The organism is Corallococcus sp. AB030, from assembly GCF_003668965.1.
Lineage (GTDB): Bacteria > Myxococcota > Myxococcia > Myxococcales > Myxococcaceae > Corallococcus > Corallococcus exiguus.
The window spans coordinates 5,490-27,664 of sequence record NZ_RAWQ01000150.1 but is presented as its reverse complement, the minus strand read 5'-3'; the positions used below and the strand labels follow the sequence as shown (position 1 = coordinate 27,664).

Annotated in this window: 1 protein-coding gene; it reads left to right on the top strand. The window is 71.6% G+C overall.

Annotation, left to right across the window (positions count from 1 at the left end; genetic code table 11):
- On the top strand, positions 1 to 22,175 hold a 22,175-nt coding region (locus D7Y15_RS29660; RefSeq protein WP_121754663.1), incomplete at its 5' end, for a non-ribosomal peptide synthase/polyketide synthase.

The window sequence follows — 22,175 nt, the reverse complement described above, 5'->3', positions numbered from 1 at the left end:
CCGCCCCTCCCCCTCCCGGCCGTGAGGACGCGCCTCGTGGAGACATCGAGGAGCGCGTGGCCGCGCTGTGGCGCGACCGTCTGGGCCTGGAGTTCGTGGGCCGCCATGACGACTTCCTGGAGCTCGGCGGCAACTCGCTGACGGCCGCGCAGCTGCTCAATCAGCTCCGTGATGCCTTCGGCGTGAACCTGCCGCTGGCCGCCCTCTTCGAAGCGCCCACCGTCGCTGGCATCGCGGGACGCCTGGAGCCCCTGCTGCTCCAGGCGCCGCAGGCCCCCGTCTCCACGGAGCTTCCGCTGGTGCCCCTGCCTCGCGACGGTAGCGAGCTGCAGCTGTCCTTCGTGCAGGAGCGCGTCTGGCGCCTGGAGCAGCACCTGCCCGGCCTGTCCGCGTACAACCTCCCGTTCGTCCTCCGGCTCGAAGGCGACCTGGACGCGGACGTGATGGAGCGAGGCATCCAGGAGATCGTCCAGCGCCACGAAGCGCTGCGCACGACCTACGACACCGTGGACGGCCGCCCCGTGCAGCGCTTCCACCCGCACATGCGCGTGCCCCTCACCCGCGTGGAGCTGCGCGGCCCGCTGGAGACGCGGGAACCGGAGGCGCTGCGGCTCGCCCGTGAGGACGCCGCGAAGCCGTTCGACCTGGTCCACGGCCCCGTGCTGCGCACCACCTTGGTTCGACTGGACGCGAAGCGGCACCTGCTGATCTCCAGCATCCACCACATCGTCAGCGACACGATGTCCATCGCCCTGCTCGTCCAGGAGCTGGGCCAGCTCTACGACGCCTTCGTCCAGGGCAAGCCGTCTCCACTCAAGCCACTGCCCCTCCAGTACGCGGACTTCGGTGCATGGCAGCGCCGTGGCATCACGAGCGGCCGTCTGGCCGAACAGGACCAGGGCTGGCGGCAGCGGTTGTCCGGCATGCCGCGCCGGTTGGATCTGCCCACGGACCGTCCCCGCTCCAACGAGCCGATCATCTCCTCCCAGCGCATGACGTTGGATTTCCCGCCCGCGCTCGCCCACGAGCTGGTGGCCTTCACGCGTCGCGAGGGCTTCACCGGCTACATGACGGTGCTCGCCGCGTGGCAGACGCTGCTGCACCGCTACTCCGGCCAGACGGACGTCGTCGTCGGCACGCCTATCGCCAACCGCACGCGTCCGGAGCTGATGCCGCTCATCGGCTACGTGGCGCACTCCGAGGCGTTCCGGACGCGCTTCACCGAAGGTCTCACGTTCCGCAAGCTGCTGGCCCAGGTGCGAGGCGAGGTCGCGGACGCGCAGACGCGCCCGGACGTGCCCTTCGAGTACCTGGTGGAGGCGCTCATCCCGGGCCATGACATCGGCCGGGGGCGCATGACGGACTCCGTGTTCGTCTACCACACGGGCGCGAGCTCGTCGGAGACGCTGCAGCTCATCGGCCTGCGCGCCACGTTGGTGGAGGTGCCGGGCACGCCCGTGCAGTGGGGCTCCACCCTGAGCGCGCTCACCCTGGTCCTCTTCGAGTCCCCCACCCGCGTCCATGGCGCGCTGGAGTACGCGTCGGACCTGTTCGACGCGGCCACGACAGCGCGGCTGATGGAGCACTTCCAGGTGCTGCTCGGCGCCGCGCTCGCGAACCCCGACACGCAGGTGGCGCACCTGCCGCTCGCCACCGATGACGAGCGCCGCGCCTGGCCCACGCCTCGCGCCACACCGGGGCTGGTCCCTGTCCCCACCGCACTCGCGGAGCGGCGCGCGCGCCACGCTGGCGCCACCGCCCTGTCGCAGGGGGAGACGCACTGGACCTGGGCGGAGCTGGGCGCTCGCGCGGATGCCCTGGCCGCGAGGTTGAAGGCGCTGGGCGTGAAGGCTGGAACACCGGTGGCCGTGTGCCTGCGCACGTCGCCGGAGAAGCTGGCCGCGCTGTGGGCTGTGCTGGCCGCGGGCGGAGCATGCGTCGCCCTGGGCCCGTCCGACCTGAGCCACCTGCCCGTGTACGCGCTCGAAGGCGCCCCGGTGCCGGTGCTCGTCACCACGCGCGCGCTGGTGGCCTCCGTGCGCGTGGACGCGGCGCGCGTCGTCTACGTGGAGGATGTGCCAGCCGCGAGCGAAGCGTCCGCCACCGTCGCGCACGCGGAGCCGCACGCCCTGGCGTGGCTGCTGCCCACGGGCCGAGGCCAGCCCGCGTGGGCCCTGGGACACCGGGAGCTTGCGGAGTTCTTCACCGGCCTGGACACGCGCCTGTCGCCCCCGGACGGCGGCGCGTGGCTGGCAGCGAGCGAGCCGTCCTCCGACCGTCCGGAGCTGGAGGCCCTGTGGGCGCTCACGCGTGGCCTGCGGGTGGTGTTCCCGCCGGAGCGGCTCACCGCTCGGCTGGTGGGCCTGGGCGATGGGGGGCCTCGCGCGAAGGCGATGGACCTGAGCCTCATCTACTTCGCCAACGACGAGGACACGCTCCAGGGCCCCAAGTACGAGCTGCTGCTGGAGGGCGCGAAGTTCGCGGACGCGAATGGCTTCTCCGCGGTGTGGACACCGGAGCGGCACTTCCACTCGTTCGGCGGTCTGTATCCACAGCCGGCCGTGGTGGCGGCGGGCCTGGCCACCGTCACGAAGAACCTGCGCCTGCGCTCCGGCAGCGTGGTGTTGCCGCTGCATGATCCGCTGCTCATCGCGGAGCAGTGGTCCGTGGTGGACAACCTGTCCCAGGGCCGCGTGGGCCTGTCCGTGGCCACGGGCTGGCACACGCAGGACTTCACCTTCGCTCCGGCCAACTACGAGAAGCGGCGCGACATCCTGCTGGAGAAGCTGTCCACGCTGCGTGCCCTATGGAGAGGCGAGCGCTTCAAGCGCCCCGCGGGCGCTGGCAGCACGGCGGAGGTCGGTCTGCGCCCGAAGCCGGTGCAGAAGGAGCTGCCGGTGTGGCTCACCGCCACGGGCAACCCGGAGACGTTCCGGATGGCGGGCGAGCTGGGCGCGGGCGTGCTCACGGGCCTGATGTCGCACACGCTGGAGGAGCTGAAGCAGAAGGTGGCGCTGTACCGCGACGCGTGGCGCCGCAACGGGCACCCGGGCCGAGGCCACATCACCTGCATGCTCCACACGTACCTGGGCGACGAGGAACAGGAGGTGCTGCGCACGGTGCGCCAGCCCCTGCTGTCGTACTTCCGAAGCTCCGTGGACATCAGCACGTCGCTGCTCCAGGCGCAGGGCATCACCGACGTCCAGAAGCTGTCGCCGGACGACATCAACGCGGTCCTGGAGCGCACCTTCGAGAACCACGCGAAGAACACCGGCCTGCTGGGCACGGTGGACAGCGCGCTGCGACGGCTGCGCGACGTGCGCGCGGCGGACGTGGACGAGGTGGCGGCGCTCATCGACTTCGGCCTCGACACCCCGGTGGTGCTGGAGGGCCTGCGCCGGCTCGCGACCGTGCGTGAGCGCATGGACGCGGAGGCCGCCGCCCACCAGGAGCAGGTGCTGGTGGAGGCCGAGGCGGGCGTGGAGGGCCTGCTGGAGCTGGCGCGCCAGTCCGGCGCGGTGCTGCTGCACACGTCGGCCCGCCTGGCGCGTTCACTCAGCGAGCTGCCGGGGGCGCGTGAGTCGCTGTCGCGCGTGGGTGCGCTGGTGTTGGAGGGCGCGTCGGTGGAGCTGGGCTCGGCGCTGCACCGGGCCGCGGGCGTGGAGGTGTGGCTGTCCGGTGACGCCCAGGAAGGCGCGCTGCTGCCGCGCACGTTGGCGGAGCGCATCCCCGCGAACCTCCAGGCCTGGGTGCTGGACGCGGCCGGTCAGCCCGTGCCCGTGGGCGTGGTGGGTGAGCTGGCCCTCGCGGGCGCGGGGCTCCCGTCCGCACTGTGGCGCGCGGGTGATGAGGAGCACCGCCGCCTGGTGCCGCACCCTCGCGAGGCTTCCGCGAAGCTGTTCCGCACCGGCCGTCATGCCCGCCTGCGCGGGGATGGCCGGTTGGAGCCGGTGGCCTCGCCGTCGCGGCTCCCGCCTCCGCCCGTGGCGCGTCCCGCCGTCGTGGAAGCGCCGCGTCCCGTGGCGCCCGCCGCACCGGCGGTGGTGAACATGAGCCCACCGCCCATTCCGCGCGTGAGCCGGGAGCAGCCGCTGCCCCTGTCCTTCGCTCAGCAGCGCCTCTGGTACCTCCAGCAGATGGAGCCCACGAGCAGCGCGTACAACAACCCGGCCATCTTCCGGCTCAAGGGCGACCTGGACAGGGCCGCGCTCCAGGCCGCGCTGGACGCGATGGTGGTCCGCCACGAGGTGCTGCGCACCACCTACGCCCTGGAGGGGGACCACGCGGTGCAGGTCATCCACCCGCCCCGGGGCCTGCCGCTCCAGCACTGGGACGTGCCCGGCGACACGCCGGAGGCGCGCGAGGCGGCGATGCGCGCGTTCTGCCAGGACGCCGTGCGCCAGCCGTTCGACCTGGAGCAGGAGGTCTTGCGCGCGGCGCTGATCCGCCTGGGGGCCCAGGAGCACGTGCTGCTCGTCACCTTCCACCATGCGGTGTCCGACGCGTGGTGCACCCTGGTCATCGCGCAGGAGTTGACGGCGAACTACACGGCCTTCCGCGCGGGCCAGCCCTCTCCGCTCCCGGAGCTGCCGGTGCAGTACGCGGACTACGCCGTGTGGCAGCGCGCGTGGCTGGAAGGCGGTGTGATGGAGAAGCAGGTGGCCTGGTGGAAGGACCACCTGACCGGCGCGCCTCCGCTGGACCTGCCCACGGACCGGCCTCGCCCGGCGGTCATGTCCTCCGCGGGCGCGCGGCACACCTTCCTCCTGCCGACGGCGGTGTCCGCGCCGCTGCTGGCGCTGGGCCGCAAGCACGGCGCTACGTCGTTCATGGTGCTGATGGCCCTCTTCCAGACGGCGCTGTCGCGCTACTCGGGACAGGACGACTTCGTGGTGGGCACGCCCATCGCGGGCCGCACGCGCCCGGAGCTCGAATGGCTGATGGGGTGCTTCATCAACACCCTGCCCTTCCGCTCGAGGCTGTCTGGCCAGCCGTCCTTCGTGGAGCTGTTGGGGCGCGTGCGCACCCAGGCCCTGGAGGCCTACGCTCACCAGGACGCTCCCTTCGAGCGCGTGCTGGATTCGCTGGATCTGCCGCGCGACCTGAGCCGCACGCCGCTGTTCCAGGTGAGCATCAACGTGGTGAACATGCCGGAGGTCCAGGGCCGGCTGTCGTCGCTGGAGCTGACCCCGGTGGAAGTGCCGACCGGCACGGCGAAGTTCGACCTGGGCATGGAGGTCGTGGAGGTCAAGGACGGCTTCAACTGCGGCATGGAGTACGCCACCGCCCTCTTCGACGCGGCCACCATGGAGCGCCTGGCCCGGCACATGGTGGGTCTGGCGCGCGAGGTGGTGGCCCATCCCCAGACGCCCGTTGCCCTGCTGCCGCTCATGGACGCGGCGGAGCGCCAGCGGGTGCTGGTGGAGTGGAACGACACCTTCCAGGACTTCCCCCAGGACGCGCGCATCCCGGACCTCTTCGCCCGGCAGGCCGCGGCGAGGCCGGACGCGGTCGCGGTGGAGTCCGGCGGCGAGCGCCTGACGTACGCGCAGCTCGATGCGCGGGCGAACCAGTGGGCGCACGTGTTGCGTGAGCACGGCGTGGGCCCGGACGTGCTGGTGGCGGTGTGCCTGGAGCGCTCGCTGGAGCTCGTCGTCGCGCTGCTCGCCGCCGTGAAGGCGGGGGGCGCGTACCTGCCGTTGGATCCCAGCTACCCGGCGCCTCGGCTGGCCGCGATGTTGGAGGACGCGCCCGCGAAGGTGCTGCTCACCACGCGAGCCCTGCGCGCGGCGGTGCCCCTGCCGCCGGAGCTGCCGTCCGTCTTCGTGGAGGAGCTCGCCGCCCGGGATCTGCCCACGGCGCCGGTGGTGGCGGGAGCGGACTCGCGCCATCTGGCCTACGTGGACTTCACCTCCGGCAGCACCGGGCGCCCCAAGGGCGTCGCGGTGGATCACCGCGCGGTGATGCGCCTGCTGCACCACCCGGCGTTCGCGCGCATGAGCGCGAACGAGACGTTCCTCCAGCTGGCGCCCATCTCCTTCGACCCGGTGACGCTGGAGATCTGGGGACCGCTGCTGCACGGCGGACGGCTGGTGATGTTCCCGCCCACGTCGCCGTCGGACCTGGACGTGCTGGCCCAGGTCATCCAGCGCCATGGCGTCACCTCGATGATGCTCACCGCGGGCCTCTTCACGCAGGTCGCGGACCTGAAGCCGGAGGCCCTGACGGGCGTGCGCCAGCTGCTGGTGGGCGGCGACGTCGTCTCCCCGCCGCACGTGCGCAAGGTGCTGGAGGCGCATCCGGGCCTCGTCGTGACCGCGGGTTACGGCCCGACGGAGGCGACGCTCATCGCCGCCACGCACGTGATGACGGAAGCGGCGCGCGTGGATGCCCCCGTGCCGCTGGGCCGGCCCATCGCGAGGACGGACCTGTACGTGCTGGACGCGCGCGGACAGCCGGTGCCCCCGGGCATCCCCGGCGAACTGCACATCGGCGGCGAGGGCCTGGCGCGCGGCTACATCTCCCGGCCGGACCTCACCGCGGAGCGCTTCATTCCGCATCCCTTCTCCTCGCGGCCCGGTGAGCGCCTCTACCGCACGGGCGACCTGACCCGGTGGCGCGCGGATGGGACGCTGGACTTCCTGGGCCGCACGGACAACCAGGTGAAGGTGCGCGGCTTCCGCATCGAACTGTCGGAGGTCGAGTCCGCGCTGGGCGCTCACCCGAACGTGCGCGAGACCGTGTCCGTGGTGCGCGAGGACGTGCCCGGCGACAAGCGCCTGGTGGCGTATGTCGTCGCCCCGTCCGCCCCCGAGCCGGAGGCGCTGCGCGACTTCATGCGCCAGCGGGTACCGGACTACATGCTGCCGTCGGCGTTCGTCCTGCTGGAGTCGCTCCCGCTGACGGCCCAGGGCAAGGTGGACCGCAAGGCCCTGCCCGCGCCGGAGGGACAGCGCGCCTCGCGCCGCGAATACGTGGCGCCGCGCACCCCGAGGGAGCAGGCGCTGGCCCAGGTGATGGCGCAGGTCCTGCGCGTGGAGCGCGTGGGCCTGGACGACAACTTCTTCGAGCTGGGCGGCGACTCCATCATCAGCCTGCAGGTGGTGGCGAAGGCGCGGCAGGCCGGCGTGCGGTTGCAGGTGAAGGACCTGTTCCAGCACCCCACCCTGGGCGCGCTGGCGGCCGTGGCCCGCGACGGAGACGCCACCCTCGCGGAGCAGGGCCCGGTGGTGGGCGACGTGCCCCTCACGCCCATCCAGGTGGACCTGTTCGAGCGTGAGCCGACGTACCCGCACCACTTCAACCACGCCCTGCTGCTCAAGACCCGTCAGCCGCTGAAGCACGACCTGTTGCAGCGGGCGGTCCAGGCGCTCGTCGCCCACCACGACGCTCTGCGCCTGCGCTACGTCCACGCCGAAGACGGCACGTGGCGCCAGGAGAGCGTGGCCCCTGAGTCCGCTCCGCCCGTGCTCCTCCAGGTGGACCTGTCGATGCTGCCTCCAGAGGCCCGGGGCGCCGGGATGGAGCGGGAGGCAGCGCGCCTCCAGGCGGACTTCGCTCTGGCGACACCGCCGCTGGTGCGCGTGGCGCTGTTCCACTTCGGCGCCGGAGAGCCGCAGCGCCTGTTGCTGATCATCCACCACCTGGTGGTGGACGCGGTGTCGTGGCGCATCCTGGTGGAGGACCTGGAGACGGCGTACCTCCAGCTCCAGTCTGCCCGCGCCCCGGCGCTGCCCGCGAAGACGACGTCGTTCCTGTCCTGGGCGCAGCGGCTGGAGAAGCACGCCCTGTCGGAAGTGCTGGGCGAGCAGGAATCCTTCTGGCGGGAGGCGATGCGCGGCGACGTGGCCCCGCTGCCCGTGGATGGCCCGGGTCCGTACACGTACGCGTCACGGAGCAGCGTCGCGGTGGAGCTGGATGCGGAAGAGACGCGACAGCTGCTCCAGGAGACGCCCACCGGCTGGCGTGCGCGCATCGACGACGTGCTGCTGACCGCGCTCGGGCGGACGTTGGGCGAATGGACGGGGAAGCCGGACGTCCTCATCGAGTTGGAGGGTCACGGCCGCGAAGAACTGTTCGCGGACGTGGACGTGTCGCGCACCGTGGGCTGGTTCACGTCCGTGGCGCCGGCCCTGCTGCGGCTGCCGTCGAGTGGCTCGCTGGGTGAAGGGCTGCGCGCAGTGAGGGACTCGCTGAAGGCGTGGCCCGGCCGGGGCATCGGCTTCAACCTGCTGCGCCACCTGGGGCCTCCGGAGACGCGGGCCCGGTTGGCCGCGCTGCCCAAGGCGCAGGTGTCGTTCAACTACCTGGGCCAGCTGGACGGCACGGCCGCCGCCAGCACGCTCTTCACCCTGAGCGACGAGCCGGTGGGTCCCATCGTGGAGCCCCGGGCCTTGCAGCCGCACGCGCTGGCCGTGGACGGTTCGGTGCTCCAGGGTCGGCTGCGGATGACGTTCGGCTACAGCCACCAGCAGCACCACGAGGCGACGGTGCGCACGCTGGCGGAGCGCTTCCTCGGAGTGCTGCGCGAGCTCATCGCCCAGCGCCATTCCGAGGATGCGCGGCGGCGCACTCCCGGCGACTTCCCGCTGGCCCGCCTGTCCCAGGCCGCGCTGGACGCGGTGTTGGCGGCGCAGGGCTCCACGGTGGAGGACGTGTTCCCGCTGTCCCCGCTCCAGGAGGGCATGCTCTTCCACGCCCTGAATGATCCGGAGGCGGCCTACTACTTCGAGCAGGCCGGGTGGTCGAGCCACTCGGACGTGGACATCGCGCTGCTCCAGCGGACGTGGCAGACGGCGGTGGACCGCAACCCCATCCTGCGCACCGCGTTCGTGTGGGAGGGCCTGGAGTCGCCGCTCCAGGTGGTGCACTCGCACGCCACGCTGCCGTTCATCATCCACGACTGGCGCCACCTGCCAGAGGCGGAGCAGCCGGCCGCGTTGGCGAAGCTCACGGCGGAGGACCGTGCGCGCGGCTTCGACGTGTCTCGGGCGCCGCTGTCGCGGATGACGGTGGTGCGCCTGGGCGAGTCGCGCTGGCGCTTCCTCTGGAGCCACCACCACCTGCTGATGGACGGCTGGAGCATGGGCCTGTTCTTCCAGGAGGTCTTCGCCCTCTACGACGCCGTGCACGCCGGGACTCCGCCGCCGCCCATGGGCCGGCCTCCGTTCCGCGACTACATCGCGTGGTTGGACCGCCGGGATCTGGTGGAAGACGAGCGCTTCTGGCGAGACCAGCTCACGGGCCTGTCGGCGCCCACGCCCCTGCCCTCGGTGCGGCCTGCGTCCCTGGTGCGGCCCAGCACGTCCGAGAAGCGGCCCGACGTGAGGGTGACGCTGCCGGCGCCAGTGACCACCGCGCTGGAGTCCTTCGCGCGGCGGCATCAGCTCACGCTCAACACGCTGACGCAGGCGGCCTGGGCGCTGGTCCTGGCGCGCCACGCGGACACGCGAGACGTGCTCTTCGGAACGACGCTCGCGGGCCGTCCGCCGGAACTGCCGGGCGCGGACGCCATGCTGGGCCTGCTCATCACCACGCAGCCGGTACGAATCACGCTGCCCGGTGATGGCGAACCCGTGCTGCCGTGGCTCCAGTCGCTCCAGGCGAAGCTGCTGGGCATCCAGCAGCACCAGTACTCGCCGCTGGTCTCGACGCATGGCTGGAGCGACATCCCCCGAGGACAGCCGCTCTTCCAGTCGCTGTTCGTCTTCGAGAACTACCCGTTCGACGAGTCGGTGTTGCGCCGCTTCACCGCGATGGACCTGCGCGACCTGGAGTTCGGCGACAGCACGAACTACCCGCTGTCGGCCACCGTGATACCGCGCGAAGAACTCCAGTTGCAGCTGGTCTACGACGCGGGCCACTTCGACGCGGGCGCCATGCAGAGGGTGTTGGGCCAGTGGCGGCAAGCGCTGGAGGGATTGCTCCAGCCGGACGCCCGGATCGAGGACGTGTCACTGCTGCCCGCGGAGGACCGCGCGTGGCTGCTGCGCACCGGCACCGGCGACGCCATGGCCTTCGAGCGCGACGCCACCCTGCATGCGCGCTTCGAACGCCAGGCCGCCGCGACGCCGGACGCCAACGCCGTGGTGTTCGGCGGGACGACGCTGACCTTCCGCCAGCTCAACGCGCAGGCGAACCAGCTCGCCTGGCACCTGCGGTCGCTGGGAGTGTGCCCTGAGGTGACAGTGGGTCTGTGCCTGGAGAGGTCGGCGGAGGCCATCGTGGCGCTGCTGGCGGTGCTCAAGGCCGGAGGCGCCTTCGTTCCGGTGGACCCGTCGGCCCCAGCCGCGCGCAAGTCGTTCGTCCTCAAGGATGGTGGCGCGAGCGTGCTGGTGACGACGCGGGCTCTGCAAGAGGCGTGGCACCCAGAGGTGCCCCACCTGGTGCGGCTGGACGCAAAACCTGTCGGACAGTCGGACAGGTTTGGGAAGGCCGCGTCGGGAGCCGAGGCCAGCGAACCTGTCGGACAGTCGGACAGGTTCGCTGAGAACCTGCCGCCGGCGGCGGGCCCGGCGAACCTGGCCTACGTCATCTACACGTCGGGCTCCACCGGCACGCCCAAGGGCGTGATGGTGCAGCACCGGTCGGTCCTCAACTTGCATCAGGCTCTGACCCGCAGCCTCCACGCAGGGTTGGCACCGGGACAGCGCGTCACCGTCAACGCGCCGCTGCACTTCGACGCATCCATCGCCCAGGTGGTCCAGCTGCTCGCCGGCCACTGCCTGCACATCGTCCCGGAGGACGTGCGGCAGGACGCGGAGGCGATGGTTGCGTGGCTGGAGGGCCAGCGCATCGACGTGCTGGACTGCACGCCGTCGCAGCTGCGGCTCATGCTGGCCTCGGGCCTGCTGGAGCGCGCCCACGTGCCGGGAGTCATCTCCGTCGGTGGCGAGGCGGTGGACGAAAGCTCCTGGCGCCAGCTGCGTGCATCCAACCGCACGCGGGCGTTCAACGAGTACGGCCCCACGGAATGCACGGTGGACGCGGCGGACTGGCGCATCCAGGACGCGGCCCAGGAGACGCCCGTCATCGGTCGTCCGCTGGCCAACCTCAACGCGTACGTGCTCGACGGGCACCAGCGACTGGTGCCTTTGGGAACACCGGGCGAGCTGTGCCTCGGCGGCGAAGGCGTCACGCGTGGCTACCTGGGCCGACCGGACCTGACGGCCGAACGCTTCGTGCCGGATCCGTTCAGCACGGAGCCCGGCGCGCGGCTCTACCGCACGGGTGACAAGGCCCGCTGGCGCGAGGACGGCACGCTGGAATACCTGGGCCGGTTGGACTTCCAGGTGAAGCTGCGCGGCTATCGCATCGAGCTGGGGGAGATTGAAGCCGCGCTGCGCTCGCACCCGGACATCCGGGACGCGGTGGTGCTGGTTCGCGAGGACCGGCTCATCGCCTGGATCGCGCCCCAGGTGGACACGGCGACCCTGCGTCAGCACCTCCGGCGGACCCTGCCGGATTACATGGTGCCCGCCGCGTTCGTTGTGCTGGACGCCCTGCCCCAGACCCCCAACGGCAAGGTGGACCGCGACGCCCTGCCCTCGCCCGAGGCTGCCCCGGCCTCCGAGCGCGTCATCGAACCGCCCTCGACGCCCACGGAGGTGACGCTGGCCTCGCTGTGGAGCGAGGTGCTCCGCGTCCCGGCGGTGGGCCGCCATGACGGCTTCTTCGAACTGGGCGGCCACTCGCTGCTGGCCACGCAGCTGGTGTCGCGAGTGCGTGCGCGCTTCGGCATGGAGCTGCCCCTGCGGGCGCTGCTGGAGGGCCCCACCGTGGCGGAGTTGGCGCGCCGGATCGACGCGCTCCAACAGCCCCAGCAGCAGGATGCGTCCGCTTCCGCGCTGCCCTCGCTGGTCCGCGCGGAACGGCCGGACGTGCTGCCGCTGTCGTTCGCGCAGCAGCGCATGTGGTTCGTCGAGCAGCTGGGCACCGCGGGCACCGCCTACAGCATCTCGCACCTGATGGACCTGGACGGCTCGCTGGACGTCATCGTCCTGCTGGCCGCGTTCGACGAACTGGTGCGCCGCCACGAAGCGCTGCGCACCACGTTCCAGTCGCGCGAAGGCACGCCGTCGCAGGTCATCCACCCGCCGTTCCCCATGTCCCTGCGGCACGCGGACCTGTCCGCGCTCCCGACACATGAGGCGCGGGAAGCGGAGGTATCGCGGCTGGCCCGGGAGGAGTCCTCCACCCCGTTCGACCTGGAGCAGGGCCCACTGTTCCGAGGGCTCCTGATGAAGCTCGGGGCCACGAAGCACGTGCTGCTGCTCAACACGCACCACATCGTCACGGATGGCTGGTCCACCGGTGTGCTGGTGCGGGAGATGGGCGCGCTCTACGCGGCGTTCGCGGCGGAGCAGCCGTCGCCGTTGCCAGAGCTGACGGTGCAGTTCGCGGACCACGCCCTCTGGCAGCGCGCCTGGTTCCAGGGCGAGGTGCTGGAGTCGCAGGTCGCGTACTGGCGCGACCAACTGGACGGCGCCGCCCCCTACCTGGAGCTGCCCACGGACCACCCGCGTCCATCACTTCAGGGGGCCTATCGCGCCGGCTCCCAGCCCCTCGTCCTGTCGCGGGAGCTGAGTGAAGCGGTGGAGGCGTACGCGCGGCAAGCGTCCTCCACGCCGTTCATGGTGCTGCTCACGGCGTTCCAGTTGCTGTTGCACCGGTACTCCGGACAGGAGGACGTGCTCGTGGGGTCGCCCATCGCGGGCCGTCGCCACGCCGAGTCGGAGTCGCTGATCGGCTACTTCGCGAACACAGTCGTGTTGCGCACCCGGATGCGCGGGACACAGCGCTTCCGCGAGCTGCTGGACGCGGTGCGCGCCACCACGCTGGGCGCCTACGAGCACCAGGACCTCCCCTTCGAAAAGCTGGTGGAGGTGCTCCAGCCGGAGCGCGACCTGGGCCGCACACCGCTCTTCCAGGTGACGTTCACGCTCCAGAACGCACCCATGCCAGAGCTGGCGCTGCCAGGACTGACGCTCAAGGCCCGCGAGGATCTGAAGGAGTCCACCCACTTCGATCTGCAATGCGTGCTGGCTCGAGGGCCGGATGGCTTCGAAGGCGTGCTGGGCTTCAACCAGGACCTGTTCGATCCGGACACGGTGGCCGGCATGGTCGAGCACCTGCGGGTGCTCCTGGAGTCGGCGCTCCGCTCGCCGGACGCGCGGCTGCCGGAGCTGCCGTGGCTCACCAGGGCGGAGCGTCAGCGGCTGCTCTCCGACTGGAGCGGCACCTCCCGCGACTTCCCGCGTGACGCGTCCGTGGCCTCGCTCTTCACCGAGCAGGCCGCGCGCACGCCGGACGCCACGGCGCTCAAAGCCGGTGAGCGGCGGATGTCCTACGCGGCGTTGGACCGGGCTTCGAACCAGCTCGCGCATCACCTGAGGCGTCAGGGCGTGCGGCCCGGCCACCGGGTGGGCCTGTGCGTGGAGCGTTCATTCGAGAGCATCACCGCGCTGCTCGGCATCCTGAAGGCCGGCGCGGCCTACGTGCCGGTGGACCCCCAGGCCCCCGCGGAGCGCATCGCGTGGGTGCTGCGCGAGGCGGGCGTCAGCCTGCTCGTGACCGAGGATGCGGTGGCGGACGAGCTGCCGGCCGTCACGGACCTCCAGGTCCTGTTGGACGCGGACGCCGCTGTCATCGCGAGGCAGTCCGAAGCGGCGCTGGACCTGGCGGTGTCCTCGGAGGCGCTGGCCTACGTGATGTTCACGTCGGGAAGCACCGGCCGGCCCAAGGGCGTGAGCGTGCCGCACCGGGGCATCACGCGCCTGGTGCGCGGTGCGGACTTCATCCACTTCGGTCCGGAGGAGGTCTTCCTCCACCTGGCACCCATCGCGTTCGACGCGTCCACGCTGGAAGTCTGGGGCGCGCTGCTGAACGGGGCGACGCTGGTCGTGGCCCCCGCGGGCGCGCTGTCGCTCGGGGACACGGGCGCGCTGCTGCGGCGCGAGGGCATCACCACGCTGTGGCTCACCGCCGCCCTCTTCGAGCAGATGGTGCTGCACCAGGGCGACGCGCTGGCCCGCGTGAGGCAGGTGCTGGCGGGTGGCGACGTGCTGCCCGTGGAGCGAGTGCGCGAACACCTGAAGCGGCTGCCTCCAGGCGCCGTGCTGGTCAATGGCTACGGCCCCACGGAGAACACGACATTCTCCGCCACGCACACGCTGCGCGCGGGTGACACCGTGGGCCGCTCGGTGCCCATTGGCCGGCCGCTGTCGAACTCCACGGCGTGGGTGCTGGACGCGACGCTCCAGCCCGTACCGCCGGGTGTGCCGGGCACGCTGTACGTGGGCGGAGACGGACTGGCCTGGGGCTACCTCCAGCGCCCGGACCTCACCGCCGAACGCTTCATTCCCCACCCCTTCGCCGCTGAACCCGGAGCGCGCCTCTACGACACGGGCGACCGCGTGCGCTGGCTGCGTGACGGGACATTGGAGTTCCTGGGCCGCGCCGACTTCCAGGTGAAGCTGCGCGGCTTCCGCATCGAGCTGGGCGAAATCGAAGCCGTGCTGCGCCAGTCGCCGGAGGTCGAAGAGTCGGTGGCCGTGGTGCGCGAGGACGTGCCCGGCGACAAGCGCCTCGTGGCCTACGTGGTGAGCGGTGAAGGCCTGGACACGGGCGTGCTGCGGGCAGCCGTGCAGAAGCAGCTGCCGGACTACATGGTGCCGTCCGCCATCGTGGTGCTGCCGAAGTTGCCGATGAGCCCCAACGGCAAGGTGGACCGCAAGGCCCTGCCCGCGCCGAAGACCCGTGTGGCGGACCCCGCATCCGCCACGCCCCGGAGCGCGCTGGAGAAGGCACTCGCGGACATCTGGGCGGAGGTGCTGCACCTGGACACCGTGGACATCCACGGCGACTTCTTCGAGCTGGGTGGGCACTCGCTGCTGGCCACGCAGGTGGTGGCGCGCATCCGTTCATCGCTGGGTCTAGAGCTGCCACTGGGCGAGCTGTTCCGCGCGCCCACGGTGGCGTCGCTGGCGGAGCGGCTGGTGGATGCCCGCCGCACCCAGGCGCCGCCGCTGGTCCCCGTGTCGCGCACGTCGGCGCCCGCTCTGTCCTTCGCGCAGCAGCGGCTGTGGTTCGTGGACCAGTTGGAGCCGGGCAGCCCGCTCTACAACATGCCGCTGGCGCTGAGCCTCACCGGCGACCTCGACGTGGAAGCATTGCGCGGAAGCCTGGACGCGCTGATGGCGCGGCATGAATCCCTGCGGACCACCTTCCGCATGGAGGCGGGCAAGCCGGTACAGGACATCCACCCGGAGGGCCACGTCCCCCTGGAGCTGGTGGACCTGACGGGCCTGGGAAGTCGCGCCGCGAAGCAGGCCGAAGCCCAGCGCCAGGGCCACGCGGAGACGCTCCGCCCGTTCGACCTGACGCGCGGGCCGGTGATCCGTGCACTGCTCATGAATCTGGACGCGCGCGAGCACGTGCTGGTGCTGCACCTGCACCACATCGTGTCCGACGGCTGGTCGCTGGGCGTCCTCGTGCGGGAGCTCACGGCCCTCTACGCGGCGCTGCGAACGGGCCAGCCCGTGACGCTGTCCCCGCTGCCAGTGCAGTACGCGGACTACGCCGTCTGGCAGCGCGGCTGGCTCCAGGGCGGCGTGCTCCAGGCACAGGTGGAGTGGTGGAAGCAGCAGTTGTCCGGGGCCCCCTTCGTGCTGGACCTGCCCACGGACCGGCCGCGGACGGCCGGTGCGGATCGGCGCGGTGGGCGGATCCAGGTGTCGCTGCCGCGCGCCCTGAGCGAGCGCGTGGAGGCGCTGGCGCAAGCGGAAGGCACCACGCCCTTCATGGCGCTGCTTGCTGCGTTCCAGGCCGTGCTGTCGCGCACGTCCGGACAGGACGACGTGCTGGTGGGCTCGCCCATCGCGAACCGCCGGCAGGCGGAGACGGAAGGCCTCATCGGCTTCTTCGTGAACATGCTGGTGCTGCGCGGGCGCTTCAGCGCACGGACGACGTTCCGCGAGCTTCTCGCGCAGATGCGCGCCACGACGCTGGGCGCGTACGAGCATCAGGACATCCCGTTCGAGCACCTGGTGGAGGCGCTCCAGCCCGAGCGTGACCTGGGCCGCACGCCGCTGTTCCAGGCGATGTTCGCGCTCCAGAACGCCCCCTTGCCGGAGCTGGCGGTGCCCGGCCTCATCGTGGCGCCAGCCCACCTGGAGGGCGATGCCCCCTCGCAGTTCGAGCTGGCCCTGAACCTGAGCCGCTCGGCGGACGGCTACGAGGGCCACCTGGGCTACGCGGCGGAGCTGTTCGACACGGCCACCATCGAGCGGCTCTTCGCCCAGCTGCGGCGGTTGCTGGAAGCCGTGTGCGACGCGCCGGACCTGCCGCTGGCGGACGTGTCGCTCGTCTCGCCGGAGGAGCTGGTGCGGCTGGTGCGCGTGGGCAGCGGCGAGTTGGTGGACTTCGAACGGGACGCCACGTTGCACGGCCTCATCGAGCGGCAGGTGGCGCGCACCCCGGATGCCCCCGCTGTCGTGTTCGAGGCGTCGTCGCTGACGTACCGGCAGCTCGACACGCGGGCGAACCAGCTCGCGTGGCGGCTGCGTTCGCTGGGTGTGGGGCCAGAGGTGAAGGTGGCGCTGTGCCTGGAGCGTTCGGTGGAGGCCATCGTGGCGCTCCTCGCGGTGCTCAAGGCCGGTGGCGCCTTCGTCCCGTTGGATCCTTCCGCCCCGGCGGCGCGCAGGGACTTCGTGCTGAAGGACAGCGGCGCGGCCGTGCTCGTCACGACCGAAGCCGCCTGCGGGGACTGGAGCCCCGACGGCGTCCACGAAGTGTGGCTGGACGTCGAGCAGACCGGCCTGGGCGCCCTCTCGCATGAGCCCCCGCCCGCCCTGACGGGCCCGGAGCACCTGGCGTACGTGCTGTACACGTCCGGATCCACGGGCACGCCCAAGGGCGTGATGGTGCAACACCGCACCATCCTCAACATGCACCGGGCCTTCATCCGCGCCTTCTACGCGGGCCAGCCCAAAGGCCAGCGCGTCACCGTCAACGCGCCGCTGTACTTCGACGCGGTGATGGACCGCGTGGTGCAGCTCATCGACGGCCACTGCCTCCACATCGTCCCGGACGCGCTGCGCGTGGACCCGGAGGCGATGCTTGCGTGGCTGGACCAGCACCGCATCGACTCGTTCGACTGCACGCCCGCGCAGCTCAAGCCCCTCCTGGCGGCGGGGATGCTGGAGCGGGCCTGGGTGCCACCCCTCGTGATGATGGGCGGCGACGCACTGGACGCGGAGGCGTGGCGCAAGCTGGCCGCGACGGACCGCACGCGCGTCTTCAACGGCTACGGCCCCACGGAGTGCACGGTCTGCACGGCGGGCGTCGTCATCCAGGGGAGCCTCCGCACGGAGCCCTTCATCGGCCGGCCCGTGGCGAACCTGAATGCGTACGTGCTCGACGCGAGGCAGCGCCTGGTGCCCTTCGGCACGCCGGGCGAGTTGTGCTTCTCCGGCGAAAGCGTCACCCGCGGCTACCTGGGCCGTCCGGACCTGACGGCCGAGCGATTCGTGCCAGACCCCTTCAGCGCGGAGCCCGGAGCCCGCATCTACCGCACGGGCGACAAGGGTCGCTGGAGGCCGGACGGCACGCTGGAGTTCATGGGCCGCCTGGACTTCCAGGTGAAGCTGCGCGGCTACCGCATCGAGCTGGGCGAAATCGAAGCCACGCTGCGCACCCACTCGGGCGTCCGTGACGCGGTGGCCCTGGTGCGCGAGGACGTGCCGGGCGACGCGCGGCTCGTGGCCTACGTGGTGGCGGAAGGCGACACGGAAGGGTTGCGCGAGCACCTGCGCCGGCACCTGCCGGAGTACATGGTGCCGTCGGCTTTCGTCGCCCTGCCCGCCCTGCCGCTGACGCCCAACGGCAAGGTGGACCGTAAGGCGCTGCCCTCACCGGAGGCGCGGCTGCGTGCCGCGCGCTCGTACGAGGCCCCGGCGACGCCCGCGGAGGTGGCCCTGGCCTCGCTGTGGGAGGAGCTATTGAACGTGCCAGTGGTGGGCCGCAACGACCACTTCTTCGAGCTGGGCGGCCACTCCATCCTGGCCACGCAGCTGGTCTCCCGCATCCGCGCCCGCTTCGGCGTGGACGTGGGCGTCCGCGCGCTGTTCGAGTCCCCCACCGTGGCGGCGCTCGCCCAGCGGCTGCCGGATGCACCGGAGGCCAACGCCCTGCCACCGCTGCGTCCCGCCGCGACGCCCGGTCCGCACCCGCTGTCGTTCGCGCAGCAGCGGCTGTGGTTCATCGATCAGCTCGACCCGGGTAGCGCGCTCTACAACATGCCCACGGCGCTGCGCCTCTCCGGCGCGGTGGACGTGCCCGCGCTCCAGCAGTCCTTCGATGCGCTGGTGGAACGCCACGAAGCGCTGCGCACCACCTTCGAAGCGCACGACGGCGAACCCCGCCAGCACGTGCACCCCGCCCCCACCGGAGTCCTGTCGGTGGTGGACCTGACGGGCCTGCCCGACGACGAGAGAGAGACGGAGGCCGTGCGGCTCGCGAGCGAGGACGCGATGAAGCCCTTCGACCTCGCCGTGGGCCCGCTGGCGCGCCTCACGCTCCTGAAGCTGGGCGAAGAGGAGCACGTGTTGCTCCTGTGCATGCACCACGCCATCGGCGACGGCTGGTCCATGAGCATCCTGGTGCGCGAAGTCACCGCGCTCTACGAGGCCTTCCGGCAGGGCCAGCCCTCGCCGCTGGCTCCGTTGCCGGTGCAGTACCCGGACTTCGCCGTGTGGCAGCGCGGTTGGCTCCAGGGCGAAGTGCTGGACGCGCAGCTGGGCTGGTGGACGCAGCAGTTGGCCGGAGCCCCGCAGGCCCTGGCCCTGCCCACCGACAAGCCGCGCCCGCCCCAGCGCTCCGCCAGGGGCGCGACGTTCCCGGTGCGCCTGTCGCAGTCGTTGAGCGAAGCGGTGGAGGCCCTGGCCCAGCGCGAAGGGGCAACGCCCTTCATGCTATTGCTCGCGGCCTTCCAGACGCTGCTGCACCGGTACTCCGGTCAGGAGGACCTGCTGGTGGGCACGTCCATCGCGGGCCGGCGCCACGCGGAGACGGAGGGCCTCATCGGCTTCTTCGTCAACACGCTGGTGCTCCGCGCACGGTTCGACGGCCGCCCGTCGTTCCGCCAGCTGCTCTCGCAAGTGCGCGCCACCACGCTGGGCGCATACGAGCACCAGGACATCCCCTTCGAGCGCCTGGTGGAAGCCGTGCAGCCCGCGCGCGACCTGTCGCGCACGCCGCTCATCCAGGCCCTCTTCGCGCTCCAGAACCTGCCGGAAGCGGAGGTGCGCCTGCCGGAGCTGACGCTGCGTCCGGTGGAGGTGGACCTGTCCTCGACGAAGTTCGATCTGGACCTGAGCATGGCCCGCACGGAGCGGGGCTTCGAGGGCGCCCTCTCCTACGCCACGGACCTCTTCGAACCCGCCACGGCCCGCCGGCTCTCGGAGCACTTCCTCCAACTGCTGGAAGCCGCCGTCACCCGGCCGGACGCGAAGGTGGACAGCCTGCCCCTGCTGACGGCGGAGGAGCGCCAGTGGGTGCTGGAGGAGTGGAGCGGCGAGACGGCTCCCTTCGAAGTCGACGTGCCCTTCCACGCGCGCTTCGAACAGCAGGTGACGCGCACGCCCAAGGCGCCCGCCGTGGTGATGGGCGACACCTCCGTGTCGTTCCACCAGCTCAACGTGCGCGCGAACCAACTGGCGCATTACCTGCGCTCGCTGGGCGTGGGCCCGGACGTGCCGGTGGCGTTCTGCCTGGAGCGTTCGACAGAGGCCATCGTCACCATCCTGGGCATCCTCAAGGCGGGCGGCGCATACGTGCCGCTCGACCCGGCGGCACCTGAAGCGCGCAAGGCCTTCATCCTGGAGAACAGCGGCGCGGCCGTGCTGGTGACTACCCAGGCGCAGGTGGAGTCGTGGCAGCCACCGACGCGGCACGTGGTGCGGCTGGACGCGGACGCGCGGCGCATCGAGTCGTCCTCGCCGGGCAACCCGCGGTCGGGCGTGCGGCCGGAGCATCTGGCCTACGTCATCTACACGTCGGGCTCCACGGGCGCGCCCAAGGGCGTGATGATCCAGCACCGCTCGCTGGCGCACCTGCGGCGCGCGATGAATGAAACCTGCTTCGACCGGGCGTCGTCCCGGCCGCTGCGGGTCAGCGTCAACGCGCCGTACTTCTTCGACGCGTCGGTGCAGCAGCTGTCGCTGATGCTGGACGGACACTGCCTGTTCCTCGTCCCGGAGACCGTGCGGCGGGATCCGGAGGCGATGCTCACGTGGGTGGAGCAGCACCGCATCGACCTGCTGGACACCACGCCGTCGCAGTTCCAGCTGCTGCTGGAGGCGGGCCTGCTGGAGCGCGAGCATGTGCCGAGCCTCTGCTCCATCGGCGGCGAAGCCATGGACGAGGTGACGTGGCGCACGCTCACGGCGACGGAACGGACCTGGGCCTTCAACGCCTACGGCCCGACCGAGGTCACCGTGAACGCGACCATCGCCCCCATCCAGGGCAGCCCCATGTCCACGCCCGTCATCGGTCGCCCGCTGCTGAACCTGAGCGCGTACGTCCTGGACGCGAACCTGAACCCCGTGTCCGTGGGTGTCCCGGGCGAGCTCTACATCGGGGGCGAGGGCCTGGCGCGCGGCTACCGCCACCGGCCGGACCTCACGGCGGAGCGCTTCATCCCCCATCCGTTCAGCACGGAGCCCGGGGCGCGGATGTACCGCACGGGCGACCGGGTCCGGTGGATGCAGGATGGCACCCTGGAGTACCTGGGCCGGGTCGACTTCCAGGTGAAGCTGCGCGGCTACCGCATCGAGCTGGGCGAAATCGAGGCCGCGCTGCGTGCGTCTCCGGGCGTCCGCGACGCGACGGTGTTGCTGCGTGAGGACGTCCCCGGACTCCCGCGCCTGGTGGCGTATGTAACGCCAGAGGTGGACACCGCGACGCTGCGGGGACACCTGCAGCGCTCGTTGCCGGAGTACATGGTGCCCGCGGCCTATGTCGCCCTGCCCGTCCTGCCGCTGACGCCCAACGGCAAGGTGGACCGCAAGGCGCTGCCCGTCCCCGTGGACGGACCCGTGAGCCCCGAGACCCACGTGGGCCCCAGGAACGAAGTCGAGGCGCGGGGCGCGGCGCTCTGGGCGGAGGCATTGGGCGTGTCCACCGTGGACGTGCGCACCAGCTTCTTCGAACTGGGCGGGCACTCGCTGCTCGCGGTGCGGCTGATGGCGGCGGTGCACCGGGAGACGGGCCGGAAGCTCCCGCTGTCGGCGCTCTTCCAGGCCCCCAGCGTGGAGCGGTTCGCGGTCCTGCTGGCAGAGGCAGAGCCGAAGCCCTTCACGCCACTGGTGCCCTTCACGAAGGAAGGCACGGGCAGCGCGCCGCCGTTCTTCTTCGTGCACCCGGTGGGAGGCAACGTGCTGGCCTACGCGGAGCTCGCGCGGAGGCTGGGACCGGATCAGCCCTTCTACGGCATCCAGGCCCGAGGCCTCGACGGCGCGGATCAGCCGCTGGACACCGTGGAGGCCCTGGCCGCCAGCTACGTGCGGGTGGTGCGTGGGGTCCAGCCCCACGGTCCGTATCACCTGGGTGGGTGGTCCCTGGGCGGCGTCATCGCCTACGAGATGGCGCACCAGCTCCGCGAAGCAGGTGAAGCGGTGGAGCTGCTGGCGATGATCGACTCGTACGTACCGGAGACGGTGTCGGACTCGGAGCCGGACCTGGACCGCACGCTGGCGGTGGGCATGTTCGCGCAGGACCTGATGGGCGTGTCGCTGGCGGACCTGGACGTGGACACGGCGGAGCTGGCGACGCTGGAGCCTGAGGCGGCGCTCGCGAAGGTGCTGGAGTCCGCGGCCCGGTCCGGCGCGCTGCCACCCGGAGTGGACGCCACGGCCCTCTTCCAGGTCTTCGAGGCGAACCTCGAAGCAGCCCGGCGCTACCACCCGCCCGCCATGGATCAGCGGTTGGTGCGCTTCCAGGCGGAAGAGCTCGTCGATGACACGGGCACGGGAGACGGTGGCTGGGCGGCGCTCGTGGGAGACCGGCTGGAGTCGCATCGCCTGCCGGGCACCCACTACACGCTGCTACGCGATCCGGTGGTCCAGTCCGTGGCGGAGTTGCTGATGAAGGCGCTCCGCGACGCGGGCAAGAAGTAA